At 59.1% G+C, this 13,195-nt stretch carries 12 protein-coding genes, 2 pseudogenes and 1 riboswitch; of the genes and pseudogenes, 8 read left to right on the plus strand and 6 right to left on the minus strand.

Annotated features, from left to right (window positions below):
• The 5 genes and pseudogenes from VMU57_RS09155 to VMU57_RS09175 form a co-directional block, all read left to right on the plus strand.
• Nucleotides 1-664: pseudogene (locus VMU57_RS09155) on the plus strand (argininosuccinate synthase); the annotation flags it as partial.
• Nucleotides 665-748: 84 nt separating this feature from the next.
• Nucleotides 749-1,090, plus strand: coding sequence for a GIY-YIG nuclease family protein (locus VMU57_RS09160; RefSeq protein ID WP_325382653.1), 342 nt, complete (start codon nucleotides 749-751; stop codon nucleotides 1,088-1,090).
• 148 nt (nucleotides 1,091-1,238) lie between these two features.
• A complete protein-coding gene (locus tag VMU57_RS09165) occupies nucleotides 1,239-1,565 on the plus strand; it encodes a hypothetical protein (protein WP_325382655.1) in 327 nt (108 codons plus the stop codon).
• A 30-nt stretch (nucleotides 1,566-1,595) separates the two neighbouring features.
• On the plus strand, nucleotides 1,596-3,005 hold the full coding sequence (gene argH / locus VMU57_RS09170; protein WP_325382657.1) for an argininosuccinate lyase: 1,410 nt from the start codon (nucleotides 1,596-1,598) through the stop codon (nucleotides 3,003-3,005).
• A gap of 28 nt (nucleotides 3,006-3,033) precedes the next feature.
• Nucleotides 3,034-3,633, plus strand: a complete 600-nt coding sequence (locus tag VMU57_RS09175) for a GNAT family N-acetyltransferase (protein WP_325382675.1) — start codon at nucleotides 3,034-3,036, stop codon at nucleotides 3,631-3,633.
• 25 nt (nucleotides 3,634-3,658) lie between these two features.
• On the opposite strand, the gene VMU57_RS09180 is transcribed toward VMU57_RS09175, so the two are convergent.
• Complete coding sequence (locus VMU57_RS09180; RefSeq protein WP_325382659.1) at nucleotides 3,659-4,579, minus strand: hypothetical protein; 921 nt, start codon at nucleotides 4,577-4,579, stop codon at nucleotides 3,659-3,661.
• Nucleotides 4,580-5,057: 478 nt separating this feature from the next.
• On the opposite strand from VMU57_RS09180, the gene VMU57_RS09185 reads away from it, so the two are divergent.
• The gene (locus tag VMU57_RS09185; RefSeq protein WP_325382661.1) at nucleotides 5,058-5,540 is read left to right on the plus strand and encodes an SRPBCC domain-containing protein; all 483 of its coding nucleotides are present in this window, start codon (nucleotides 5,058-5,060) and stop codon (nucleotides 5,538-5,540) included.
• A gap of 73 nt (nucleotides 5,541-5,613) precedes the next feature.
• Nucleotides 5,614-6,156 carry a DinB family protein gene (locus VMU57_RS09190; protein WP_325382663.1) on the plus strand — a complete coding sequence of 181 codons (543 nt, stop codon included), beginning with the start codon at nucleotides 5,614-5,616 and terminating at the stop codon, nucleotides 6,154-6,156.
• A gap of 86 nt (nucleotides 6,157-6,242) precedes the next feature.
• Here VMU57_RS09190 and VMU57_RS09195 read toward each other — a convergent pair whose 3' ends face one another.
• The 3 genes from VMU57_RS09195 to VMU57_RS09205 form a co-directional block, all read right to left on the minus strand.
• Complete coding sequence (locus VMU57_RS09195) at nucleotides 6,243-8,717, minus strand: TonB-dependent receptor (protein WP_325382665.1); 2,475 nt, start codon at nucleotides 8,715-8,717, stop codon at nucleotides 6,243-6,245.
• A 36-nt stretch (nucleotides 8,718-8,753) separates the two neighbouring features.
• Nucleotides 8,754-8,975, minus strand: a riboswitch (cobalamin riboswitch).
• A gap of 132 nt (nucleotides 8,976-9,107) precedes the next feature.
• Entirely contained in the window at nucleotides 9,108-9,593 is a 486-nt protein-coding gene (locus VMU57_RS09200) for a group II truncated hemoglobin (RefSeq protein WP_325382667.1), read from the minus strand.
• A 39-nt stretch (nucleotides 9,594-9,632) separates the two neighbouring features.
• Nucleotides 9,633-10,598 (minus strand): quinone oxidoreductase, encoded by a 966-nt coding sequence (locus VMU57_RS09205; protein WP_325382669.1) that lies wholly within the window; start codon nucleotides 10,596-10,598, stop codon nucleotides 9,633-9,635.
• Nucleotides 10,599-10,842: 244 nt separating this feature from the next.
• Here VMU57_RS09205 and VMU57_RS09210 point away from each other — a divergent pair, with 244 nt between their 5' ends.
• A complete protein-coding gene (locus VMU57_RS09210) occupies nucleotides 10,843-11,370 on the plus strand; it encodes a hypothetical protein (protein WP_325382671.1) in 528 nt (175 codons plus the stop codon).
• A gap of 37 nt (nucleotides 11,371-11,407) precedes the next feature.
• On the opposite strand, the gene VMU57_RS09215 is transcribed toward VMU57_RS09210, so the two are convergent.
• Together VMU57_RS09215 and VMU57_RS09220 are read right to left on the minus strand one after the other, a co-directional pair.
• Nucleotides 11,408-12,382: a glycosyltransferase family 2 protein gene (locus VMU57_RS09215; protein ID WP_325382673.1), complete on the minus strand. Its 975-nt coding sequence runs from the start codon at nucleotides 12,380-12,382 to the stop codon at nucleotides 11,408-11,410.
• Between the two features lie 193 nt (nucleotides 12,383-12,575).
• Nucleotides 12,576-13,195 (minus strand): annotated as a pseudogene (locus VMU57_RS09220) (hypothetical protein); the annotation flags it as partial.

Consider the following 13,195-nt stretch of genomic DNA (forward strand, 5'->3'; position numbering starts at 1 on the left):
CGACGACGTCGAGATCAAGCGCGAAGAGATCACCATCCGCTTCGAAGAGGGCTTCCCCGTCGCCCTCAACGGCAAGGACTACGCAGACCCCGTCGCCCTGATGCTCGAAGCCAACGCCATTGGCGGTCGTCACGGCCTCGGAATGAGCGACCAGATCGAGAACCGCATCATCGAGGCCAAGAGCCGCGGCATCTACGAGTCCCCCGGCCTCGCTCTGCTCTTTATCGCCTACGAGCGCCTCATCACCGGCATCCACAACGAGGACACCATCGAGCAGTACCGCGACAACGGTCGCAAACTCGGCCGCCTCCTCTATCAGGGCCGCTGGTTCGATCCTCAGGCCATCATGCTGCGCGAAGCCGCCCAGCGCTGGGTCGCCAAGCCCGTCACCGGCACGGTCACGCTTGAGCTGCGGCGCGGCAACGACTACTCAATCCTAAACACGGACTCGCCCAACCTCACCTTCCACCCCGAGCGCCTCAGCATGGAGAAGACCGAATCCACCTTCTCCCCGCGCGACCGCATCGGCCAACTCACCATGCGCAACCTCGACATCACCGACACCCGCGCCAAGCTGATGACCTACGCAAAGAGCGGCCTCATCACCCTAAGCAAAGGTTCTGAGATGCCACAACTCAACAGTTCCACAGAGGACAGTAAGTAACTACGTACATTCTTTTTTGTTGTCATTCCCGAAGGGAATCTGCGTTTCGCCAAAAAGCAGCACGAAAGCGATTGGAGAGCACGAATGAAAAGACGCGACGAATACGAGTTCTTCGTCTACATCCTCTCCAATCGTTCGCACAATCTCTACACTGGAGTCACGAATGACCTCCGTGCCCGCGTCGCTCAGCACCGCAGGCAAACACCGGGCAGCTTTACCGCCCGCTACAAAATTACTCGGCTCGTGTATTTCGAGCGCTTTCAGTACGTTAATAATGCGATCGCTCGTGAGAAAGAACTTAAGCATTGGACACGGGCACAGAAGATCGCTTTGATTGAGTCGATGAACCCTACCTGGGAAGAACTCTTCCCCGAGGAACCTGTGCCCGCGCAGAAACCTGCAAACGCAGATTCCCTTCGGGAATGACAACAAAAAAGCAATAGCCGATTCTCACTTGTTTGTCATTCCCGAAGGGAATCTGCGTTTGCATTTACGTTGATGGAGCGGGGCTTAAGCCTCGCCGTAACGACCACAAATGTTTCCGGGCTTTAGCCCCTGAGGTACGCTGTTAACGATGTCCAACCAGCCCAAGCCGAACAAGAAGTGGCCACTTGTTCTTCTCGGACTCAACGCGATCGGTGCAGGCGCTTATCTACTTTTAGCCTCACGCGCTTGGGTGATACGTCAGGAATGCGAAGCAGGTCTAAACTCGATCACCGGAGAGCCTTTTGTCTGGTTCATCTCAATAGCTCCCTTAATTGCCGTCTTCTTCTTGCTAAATCTCGCATGGGGAACCATCATCCTTAAGCGTCATCAATGGAAAACTGGCCACATGTGGTTAGCCACCGCTGCAATCTGGATCATCGCTGCAATTATTGATTTCTCACACCACCAATGCTGATTGCTCTAACCGAAAAGAGAGACACCGTTCATGTCTGACTCACCAACCAAGATGTGGTCCGGACGCTTCCGCGAGCCACTCAACAAGACCTTTGAAGAGTGGCAGCGTTCGTTCCCCTTTGACTGGCGTCTCCTCCCGCAAGAGGTGGCCGCCTCGAAGGCGCACGCACGCGCCATCGCCGCCGCAGGCATCCTCACCGATGCCGAGCTGGCCACCATGCTCGACGGTTTGGACAAAGTCCTCGCCCAGACCACTCTGACACCAGCGGTCGTGGCTGAAGCCCCCGAGGCCGAGGACATCCACCACTTCACCGAGCTTCTGCTCACCAGGATCATCGGCGACCTCGCCCTCAAACTCCACACCGGCCGCAGCCGCAACGAACAGATCGCCACCGACATGCGCCTCTTCGTGCGCGAGGCCATCGACGCCACCCTCTATGGCCTCCGCGAATGGCGTTCCAGCCTCATCGACCTCGCTGAGAGCGCAGGCGAAGCCGTCATGCCCAGCTACACCCATCTTCAGCGCGCCGAACCTGTCCTCGTCGCCCATTGGCTGCTCACCTACCTCAGCCAGCTCGAGCGCGACAGCACCCGCCTCGTCGATGCGCGCAAGCGCATGAACCTCTGCCCCCTCGGCTCGGGAGCCATCGCCGGAGCTACGCTCGCTCTCGACCGCACTATCGCCGCCCGCGCCCTCGGCTTCGACGCCCCCACGCCCAACTCCATGGACGCGACCTCCGACCGCGACTTCGCCCTCGAGTTCACGCAGGCCATCGCCACCCTCGGCATCCACATCTCGCGCTTCGCCGAGGAACTAACCCTTTACTCGACCGCAGAGTTTGGATTTTTAGACCTGCCCGAAGCCTTCTCTACCGGCAGCTCCGCCATGCCGCAGAAGAAGAACCCCGACCTCACCGAGCTTATCCGCGGCAAGTCCGGCCGTCTGCTCGGTGCGGCGACCACCCTCGCCACGCTCATCAAGGGGCTGCCCCTCGCCTACAACAAAGACCTCCAGGAGGGACAGGAGCCGGTCTTCGACGCAGCCGACACCATCGCCGGCATGCTGAGCGTCCTGCCCCCCTTTACCGCATCGCTCAAGTTCCGCTTCGACCGCATGAAGCTCGCCGCCGAGACCGGCTACCTGAACGCCATGGCGGCGGCAACGTATCTCTCGAACAAAGGCGTTCCCTTCCGCAAGGCGCATGAGTACATCGGCAACGCCGTCCGCCTCGGCCTCGAAACCAACCGCGAACTCCAACATCTAACCCTCGATGAGCTGCACAATATCTGCCCGGAGTTCGGCGAGGATTTCTATGCATCAATTACTCTAGAAGCAACGCTGGACTGCCACGATGTCATTGGCGGCACAGCGCGGCATCGGGTCAGGCAGGCACTTGCGGATGCTCGCAAGCGGCTTGAAGCCGAGGCGGGAAAGGTTTAAGACGGCCGTTATGTCAGTGTTTAGTTCACTGTCGCCAGTAAGTGACTCGACTTCATCGTCGCGTCCGCGTGTGGGTGGCGCTGCGGTGCGTACTGCGAAGTTGCAGGACGCCGTGAATATCTTCGATCTGGTCAACTCCCTCTCCGGCGATGGCACGCTGCTGCGTCGCAACTACGCCGAGATCTGCGAGAACGTCCGCGACTTCAAGATCGCGGAGTCCGAGAGCGGCGTCTTCCTGGGCTGCGGTGCATTGCATCTGTACGGACCGCATCTGGCCGAGGTTCGGTCGATTGTGGTGAAGCCCGAAGCCAAGGGCCAGGGCGCAGGCGGCAAGCTACTGCGGGCTCTGTTGAATGAGGCCGAGGAGCAAGGGGTAAGCGGTGTAAGCCTGTTTACCCGAATCCCCGACTTCTTCTTTCACTTTGGCTTCCGAACGGTCGACCGCACGGCGTTGCCGGACAAGATCTACAAGGACTGCCAGAACTGCCCACGCCTCTATGCCTGCGACGAAGTGGCGATGGTGCGCGGCTCGCTACCGAAGATCGCCGTGCTCGGGCCGAGCAAGTTCGACCAGCCTGAACTGGTGAAGTTGCAGGCTGGCACGATTACTTCCAACTCCGGACGGTAATGTTTTTCAGTTGAAATTTATTTTTCTATTGCTGCTGTAGCTGGGTGCCGGGATTCACGTACGAAGGTGCGTAGAGTTTCGTCTTGGGCAGCTTGGTCGAGACTTTGAGCTGCACCAGACCTCTGCCTGCAGGGGCCACGAAGGTGGCGACGTAGGTCTCGGAGAGGGCCTTCTGGAACTGCTTGAGATAGGGCTCCATCGAGACGGGGTTGCCAGTTCCTTGATAGTAAGCCGTCCCCCCCGTGCCCTCCGCGATCTGAGCGAGATAGCTTTGCCCGCTGAAGCTCGCGCGTCCGCCACGGAAGCCCGCGTCGGAGTAGTACATGGAGTAGACAGCGACGCCAGCGCGCTGGGCATCTTTGACGGCCGCGTCGACATAGGGGCTGTTCTGGTTCATGATGCTGGTGCTGCCATTGTAGGGATCGACCCCGTTGGTAATCATGAGAACGAAGCGCGCCTTTGGAGTGGAACCGGAGTTTTCAGGCCAGCTCTTCACGAAGGAAGAGAGGCAGAAGTAAGGGCTGGCGCTGAGACCCGGAGAACCGACCGGAATGCGGAGGCCGTTAGCGGCAGCGTCGAAGTCAGTGGTGAAATTCTGCCCCGTGATGACGCGGCCGTTCTGCATGTAGCCGACAAAGACCTCCGTCCCCGGACGCAGACCTTTGACGAAGTCGCGCAACGCGGGAAGCTCTCGGGCCATGCTCATGCGGAGGCCGTCGTCGATGAGGATGGCGACTTGTGCTCCTGAAGCTTGGACAGGGGTAAGGCCGGTGAGCACGGTCGCGCGGTTATTCACCTTGATGGTGACGTCAGAGATGGCTGGGGCGGTGGGGTTTTTGGACTCCACCGCGACCAGGGCCTGCGTCGGGGTGGGTCCCTCCTGCTGGGCTTGTGCCGCAAAGCTGGTGACAGTAAGAAGAGTCAGGGCAAGAAGATAACGAGTCATTGATGTTTCCTTCCAATCGTTAGACGGGTGAGCGTGGCTGCAGGATAAACGGCAGAAAGATCGACCGACTTATCTTAGAGGTTTCGGGCCCTCGTCTGCGCTACAAATTGATTTGGCCTGATTGATAGGCCCCTAACCGAGGGTTCATATCGACGGATCGCACTTCTGCGTATGCAATCGATCAAGTAAATCTTCACCATTTGACATATTCCTATATGGGTATGTATATTGATCCCGTGAGACCAGCCTTAGAAGCGGGAGTTCAAAGTCATCGTCAGCCTCGACGATACGGTCTCCTCCTCGGCGGCCTTCGACTGTATCGGCTCAACGTGAAGGAGCTGACAGTGCATGACCGGCTAAGAACCTATGAGCGCTGCTGGACCCGCCGGATCAACCGAATCAAGCAACGGGCCGAGCGCAAAACGCTGTAACAGATCGCTCGCGAGAGCCAAAAAACGAAGAACAAGGAGAAATGACCATGGCTGCTGGCACTTCGGAACAGACAATTCAATCGCTCGAAGTTATCAAGGACGAGCTCATCGCGGCATCGATCGAGATTGTGTTCGAGAGCGTCCTCGAACAACTTGGGCCCCTCAACGAGACGCCGGATGGATCGTCGCTCTCCATGAAGCTCGAGGCTTGGCCCGGCGGCCGCTGGTACCGCGATCTGGGCAACAACACGGGACACTTCTGGGGCCATGTCCAGGCCATCAAGCCGCCCACGCTGCTTGAAATCTGCGGGCCGCTGTTCATGTCCCAGCCTGCCGTCTCGAATGTTCAGTACCGGCTGACAGAAGAAAACGGTCTGACCCGTCTGAGGTTCGTGCACCGCGCCAGCGGCATGATACCGGCAGCGTTGACACAGGGAGACAGGAGCGTAAGCAACGGCTGGGGCTACATAGTGACCAAAATTCGCGAAGCCGCGGAACGCCGAAGCTCCAAGGGCTTAACCCGTGACTAAATGACTGCTGTCCGCTCCACTGTATAGCCGACTTTCGCACTTCCAAATGGAGTACTCAAAAGGAGAAGAAACCATGTCACTCGCAGAATCCCTCTTTAGCGAATTTGAAACCCAGGTACCAATCACCCGTTTGTTTCTTGAGCGTTTGCCCGATGACAAGTTGACATGGAAGCCGCACGATAAATCCATGTCCGCCGGGCAGCTTGCCCTGCATCTCGCACGCGTACCCGAAGGCGTTGTGCGAGGGGTACAGCAAAACCCTGCACAGGCTCCCGATTTCGGCGTCATACCCGAGCCTTCCAGCGTTCAGGAGATCCTTCAGGCATTCGAGCAGAGCATTGTTACGGTCCGAAGCGTCCTGCCACAGTTCAGCGATACAAGCATGCGGGAGACGTGGCGTCTGCTGCGAGGCGACCAGGAACTTATCGCAATTCCCAGGGGGCAGTTCCTGCGCGAGATCATGCTGAATCACTGGTATCAGCACCGCGGCCAGTTCAGCGTTTATCTACGCATGCTCAACGTGGCAGTCCCGGCAAGCTGGGGACCGAGCGCCGATGAAAATACCCCCGGCCAGGGGTTTCGCTGGGTTCAGCAACTCGCCCCGGTCGCTGGATAAGGCTGCATCCACGAATTCCTGTGCTAAACAACGGCCTTTGGGTGATGAACCCAAAGGCTGTTGTTCGTTCACTCGTATAGGTTTATTTAATTGCCGCCGATCCTGATCTTCAGGCCAGTACGAAAGGTGAAGGGCAAGCCGGGATAGCCGATCGGGCCAGTGTGCTGCTGACTGAGCAGATTGCCGAGCTGGCTGAAGATGGTGACGCGATTGGTGGCAGCGAAGAGGAAGTTGGCATCGAGCTTGGCATAGCCGAAGTCGAGATCGCGGTTAGGAAGAATAAGGCTGTTGCCGAAGTTGGGGTCGAAGCCGTCCAAATAGGTGGAGTCGTCGGAGCGGCTGACGAAGGCACCCTTGAGCGCTGCGGAGAAGTTGCTGGTCGTGTACTGGGCATTGAAAAAACCAGTGTGCGGCGGCCTGCGGAAGGGGCGAGCACCGATCAACGGACTCTCCGCTCCAATGGCAATGCCAGGAAGGTTGGGGTTCTCGGTAGGGTTGCCGGTATTGGCCGCGATGGCGTCGCCGGAGAAGGATTGAATCACAACCGCATCAAGATAGGTGTAACCTCCGCGCAGGAAGATGTGGCGGGTGGGCTGATACTGCAGCTCAGTTTCGAGGCCCTGCGCACGGAAGGCCAGGGAGTTGAGATACGCCGAGAACAGGCCGGAGACCAGACTGGGCGGAAAGTCGAAATATTGCGTCAGCGCGCCCGACTGTACGCCTTCCAACTGGTGGTCGAAGATGTTGTGGAAGTAGCCCGCCTTGAGGATGAGCTTCTCGCTGAGGATGTTCTGGTCGATGCCGATGTCGTAGGTACGGGAGCGTTCCGCGCCGACAGGGGTGATGTGATACTGCGCGATCGCGCCAGTGTTTCCGGCCAGCTCTAACTGCTTGTAGAGGCTCTGAAACTCGATGGCGAGGTTGGGCTCTTGAACTCCGGTGGCGACATTAGCGCGGAGCTTGGTGCCTTTGAACCAGCCGGTGCTGGAGCGAACCGGAACATAAGAGAGACCGATGCGCGGGGTTCCGGCTACACCATAGAGGTGGTTCTTTTCGACGGCTCCGCCAAGCGAGTAGAAGAGGCGGTTCTTGATATCGCCCTGAAACTGGAGCGTGTATTGATAGTTGGTGCGCTTGGTGATCTCGTCCTCACCGAAGTCGGGCTCGACGAAGCTGCCGCGCTCATTTTCATAGCGGAAGCCGAACAAAGCGGTGAGGTGGTGGGTGAAGGTGTAGTCGGATTGGTAATAGAGTTCGTCGCGGTTCGAAGCGGAGTCTTCGTTAGGCAGGAAGAACGACGCCTGCCCGGTGGCAGTGTAGCCGTTGGCTCCACGAATGGTGACATTGTTGCCGAAGTATTCGGTGAAGACGTCACCGCCGCCGAAATCGTAGGTGATGGGTTCGCCTACGTTGGTGAACTGGTGCTCCTGCTCGCGCTTGCGGGCGATGCCGTAGCGCACTAGGTTATGCCATTTGCTCTGGAGGGCGCGGTTTTCAAGGGTGAGGCCGGAGTAGATGTCCTGGTCGCCCTGCTTGCCGTCGCTGGAGATGCCGTAGAAGTCGTGCGCGCTGGGCAGGCCGCTGGCCGATACGGCATTGCGCAGGGTGAAGCGGGCCTGCGTATTAGCAGTGAGGTTGAAGCCGAGATTGGCTACCGAAGTTGCGGAGTGGTACTGATCGCGCGGAAGAGCGTTGGAGCTGTCGAAGCGCGAGAAGGCTCCGTAGTAGTCAAGACGGTTCCAAGCACCGCTGAGAGCGGCTTCGTTGCGATAGGTGTGGAAGTTACCGGCATCGCCCGAGTAGTTGAGCGCGGGACGGAGAGAGTTGCCGCGAGGGCTGTTGAGGCTGACGACGGAGGCTCCGGCGTCCGAGCCGTAGAGGACGCTGTTGGGACCGCGATAGAACTCGAAGCCAGTAAGTCCGGTCGACGAGACGTTGCCGAAGTCGAAGACTCCGCCGACGTCTTCGGCGGGGATGCCGTCGATGAGCACCTTGTTCGCGGTGGAGTTGCCGCCGCGAACGAAGAGCGAGGTGGCTCCGCCGTACTGGCCAGTCTGAACAGCTGCCGCGCCCGGGGATTGGCGAAGATCGTCGACGATACCAACCTGGGTAGCAAGATCCGATTGAGGAAGGAGAGTGACCGGCGAGCTGACCTGCTGGATCGGCGTGGGGATTCCGGTGGCCGTGACGGTGACGGCGGTAGTGACCGAGGCGACCTCGAGGGTGACGTTACGGGTGACTTCGTCGGTGCGGCCGCCGTAGAAGTCTTGGCCAATGTTGGGCGTAAAGGTGCTCGCCGAGGTAAGCAGAAGGAAACGTCCGGGCGCGGTGCTGCGAATCTCGAAGGAGCCGTCGGGCCCGGTGAGCGAGGCGGCGATGGCGCTCTTACCTTGGATGAGTTGGACGCGAGCTCCGGCAACGGCTGCGCCAAGCGGGTCGGTGACGGTGCCGCGAACGATGACAGCGCGGGCACATGGTGCGGCAAGGATCAGGATGGCGGCGAGTGCGGCGAGCGTCCGAAGAGATGACGCGACCGCGGAACGGTGCAGAGGTGCAGGCATAGGTGGAACTCCTCCATTCCCCCCTCGGGAATGTGGTTGATGTACGCAGACGGAACCGGTCTCCTGACTGACGCGATGCATGTTGGCCGTGGGACTTGGCCGCTTCCCTTCCCAATGCGCAACGGCATCAGTGGGAGCGGCTGGCTGGCATTCACGCAGCGATCATACGGCTGCGTGCGCGAATCACAGTTGCGGGGCAGTGGCGGAGTCTCACCGCGCTTCCCGAGCATTCCGAATCGGGACAAAGGGTTTTAAGTTGAACGGCTGGAGATACGACGCCAGGCCGCAGACAAAAAAGGGTGAGGCTTAAGTTTGAGGCATGGGTTGGTGGAAGTCAAAATGAATGCGTGGATCGAATGCGGCATGACCATATCCTGTTGTTTGCTGCCTTCAGGATTCAGGGGTATCAGGCTGATAGGGGCCACCGGGAACACCCCAGTTCCAGGCGGGCATGGGCGCATCTGTCACTGGAATATCGGCGGGGAGCGCTGAGTTGATGACGGCAAGACGAGAGCCCCACTCAAGGTAGGCGACGAGGGCGGAGCGGAACTCGGGGTCGGAGGGAAGTTCGAGTTCATCTGCGGTTTCAAGCAGGAGAGCGACCCAGCGTTGGCGTTGCTGCTCGGTGATACCTCGACTGAGATGATGGCGGATCATGGCAGCGTGTCCGCCGTGAAGTCTGGAGTAATCGTCGGGGCCACCCAGCACCTCGGCAATGAACTGGGCCACATGCTGGAAGTGCTCCTTCGGCATCTGAGCGAAGAGAGGCTCAAGAAGAGGGTCGGAAGGAACCTTCTCATAGAAGCGGTCGATGAGACGATTGAGGGGCTCTGCGCCGCCGAGCCATTCATAAAGGGTGGGGACTTCAGGGGCCATGTGTGGAATTTTAGCGCGAACGAGATCGCTGGTCGATTCTTATGGGATGAGGAGAAGTTTTCCGGTCGTGATGCGGGATTCGAGGTCGCGATGAGCGTGGGCGGCGTCGGTCAGCGGGTAGGTGTGTTCGAGCCGGAGCTTGAGTGCCCCGTCGGCAACGGCATTGAGAACTGCACCAGCTCGAAGTTCGAGGTCTGCGCGGGTGGCGATATAGTCCCTGAGCGTGGGACGGGTGATGTAGAGCGAGCCTAGGGCTGAAAGTTTGATGAGATCGAAGGGCGGAACCGGGCCGCTGGAACCCCCGAAGAGCACCATGGTTCCGCGTGGGCGAAGGACTTCGAGGGACTTGTCGAAGGTTGATTTGCCCACCGAATCGTAGACGGCGTGGAGGCCTGCCGGGCTCCACTTCTTGATCTTGGCGGCGAAGTCTTCCCTGGTATAGAGGATAACTTCGTCGGCTCCGGCGGCATGGGCAAGCGCCGCTTTCTCGTCGCTGGAGACAGTAGTGTAGACCCGGGCTCCGAGCGACTTGGCCATCTGGATGAACAGCAGGCCAACCCCGCCCGCCCCGGCGTGAATCAGCACCTCTTCTCCGCTGCGAATGGGATAGGTGGAGTGAGCGAGATAGTGGGCGGTCATGCCTTGAAGCATGGCTCCGGCAGCCTGCTGAAAGCTGACCGCCTCCGGAATTTTGACGAGTCGATCTGCGGGCGCTACGGCTAACTGGGCATACGTTCCGGGGATGCCGCACCACGCGACCCGGTCTCCAGCTTTTAGGGAAGTAACGCTATCTCCAATGGCTACAACAGTTCCGGCAGCCTCCTGGCCGAGCGTGTAGGGGAGCTTGGCAGGGTAACGGCCTTCACGGAAGTAAACGTCGATAAAGTTGACTCCGGAGGCTTCGAGGCGAACCAGCACTTCGCCGGGGCCGGGAGCCGGCGTGGGCAGATCGCAGAGGGTAAGGACTTCGGGGCCGCCGAGAGCGAGAATCTGAATAGCTTGCATTCTGCATTGGATGCGAGTGAGTGACGATTCTGTCACGTTTTTTTAGGAGAGAACCACCGGGGCAGCCAGGCTGAATTGCTCTGAATCTTCTGCTAAGCATGGCTTTACTGCGTGCGGCATGATATTTTGCGTGGGGATCGCCGACTCCCCGTACGCGCCAATTGGAGTGTAATGGTGGCGCGCGCTTTTGAACTTTATTCGCAAATTTGCGCATAATAGACAGGTCCTTTTCTGAGGTGTACGGATGCTGTATGGGCTGGGTGGTGGGCGGACGCTATGGGCCGGGTTGCTGGCTACCGGATTGACGGTAGCGGTTCTGGGATGCCATGGAAAAGAGGAGCCTTCCATCGCCGGTGTACCTGCGGAACAGTCAACGGTGCTGGCTGAGAAGGGGGCAGCCGCGATTGCGACAGTGTGTTCGCGCCAGTCGTTTGCCACCGCGAAGGTGGGACTGATCGCTGGTGAGACCAGGCTCAGCGAAGATGTATTCGAGATGCGCGACCCGGTGTCGTATACGGTCGTTCCCTACCGGCTGGGAACCACGGTGAGGCTGCAGACGATACTGCGGCGGGGAGCAGCAGTATCGGGTCGTCCCCAAGATCAGGCCAAGTGCATGAGAGATTTCGCCGATCACCTGAAAGAGTTAAGCGACCCGCTGGTAGCGGCTGCAAAGGACCAGAACCAGACCGACGTGCTGGCCTTCAAAGATGCCGAGAAGGAAGCGCAGCAGGAGATTGAGGCGCAGGAAGAGTTAGACAAGGACTCTCACTAATCGGCAGGCTTACGCAGATGCAACACGCATTGCCGGTTTACTGGAGCAGGCTCTCTTCCGAACGCAGACGAATGACCCGGTCTACGGCGTAAGGGGCGCGGTGGGCTGCGGTGAAGTAATGGCGGACCTGTAATTCTCCGAGCAGGCCAATGCCCATCATCTGAATGCCCGCGAGAATGAGAATCCCCGCGATCACAACGATAGGGCCATGCTGGTCCATGATTGGCTGGCCGGTGAACAACTTGAGGATGAAGAGCCAGACCGCAAGGCCCGAGCCGGTGGCCATGCCCAGCGCGCCGATGGTTCCAAAGAAGTGCAGCGGGCGGGTCATGTACTTCAGCAGGAAACGGATGGTCAGCAGGTCGAAGAAGACACGGAAGGTGCGCGAGATGCCGTAGTGGCTCTTGCCGAACTCGCGTGCCGGGTTGGTGATGGGAATCTCGCAGATGCTGGCCCCGTACCACGAGGCCAGCGCAGGGATGAAGCGGTGCATCTCGCCGTAGAGCGGAATGTTCTGGATGACCTCGCGGCGGTAGGCCTTGAAGGTGGTGCCGAAGTCGTGGATGTTGACGCCGCTGAGGGTCGCCATCAGCCAGTTGGCTGCGCGCGAGGGGATGCGGCGCATGATGAAGTTGTCGCCGCGATGCGAGCGCCAGCCGCTGACCACGTCGTAGCCCTCTTCGAGCTTGGCGAGGAAGTTGGGAATCTCGTCGGGATTGTGCTGAAGATCGCCATCCATCGCGAGGATAAAGTCGCCGGAGGCATGGTCGAACCCAGCTGCCAGCGCCGAGGTCTGGCCGAAGTTGCGGCGCAGCTTGACGACAAGGACGCGACTGTCGACTGCGGCTATCTCTTCGAGCAGGCGATAGGTGCGGTCGCGGGAGCCGTCATCGACGAAGACCAGTTCGAACGTGTCGCCGACATGCTCCATGATGGCCTTGAGGCGGTCATAAAGAGTAGTGACATTATCTTCTTCGTTATGAAATGGGACGACGATGGAATATTTCGGCACAGTAATAATGATACTCCTGACATGCAACTCAAGCTGTTACTTAGACAGATTCAAAGCAACACTGGTTGCAGGTTTCTTGAATGACAGAGGATTTTCTATTGATAGGGGTAAAAAAATGGCTCAATGCCACCCCGAGAGGGCAGAAAAAGGCGGAACCGAAGTCCCGCCCTTTCAAGCCCAGATTGTCTTGCAGCTATTGAATGGTTAGCGTGATGTTCAAAGGAAGAGATGCGATGGTCGATCCGGTGGCGCTGTCTACCCCGCTTACCGTGAGGATATAAGTTCCGGCAGTTGCCGATTGATTGCCCGTGGTCGAAGTGGTGGTGGTGGAACTGCTACTGCTGCACCCGAAGGTCGAGAGCGTCGCCACCGAGATGACGCCAAGCGCGAGGAAGAGGCGAAGCTTGCGCGAACGGCCTCCCAGAAGGCCACAGAAGAACAGACCGCCCAGAGCTATGCCCGTTCCTGTTCCCGGAGAAAAGGGCCGGGCCGGAGCTTTTCCGTGCGCAGTCTGCTGCGTGCCATTGGCGAATCTCCGCTTGGCTCCACTTCCCGATCCGGACACGCTGGCACTGGAGCAATCGGAGGCTGAGGTAAAGACCGTTAGCGTGGCGGATACCGGAGCCGGGCCGCTCACCGTGGTTGTGCTGCTCGAGTTTCCGATGGAATAGCAACCCGAAAATGATGTGGGAGCGTAGAGCGACCAGTTGATGGTTCCGGTATACCCATTCACCGGAGTTACCGTGATGGTCGAGGTCCCGCTGCTGCCCGCGGCGACGGAGATCGTCGTGGGATTGGCGGTGATGGTAAAGC

The sequence above is a fragment of the Edaphobacter sp. genome, from assembly GCF_035532915.1.
In the GTDB taxonomy this organism is placed as follows: Bacteria; Acidobacteriota; Terriglobia; order Terriglobales; family Acidobacteriaceae; genus Edaphobacter.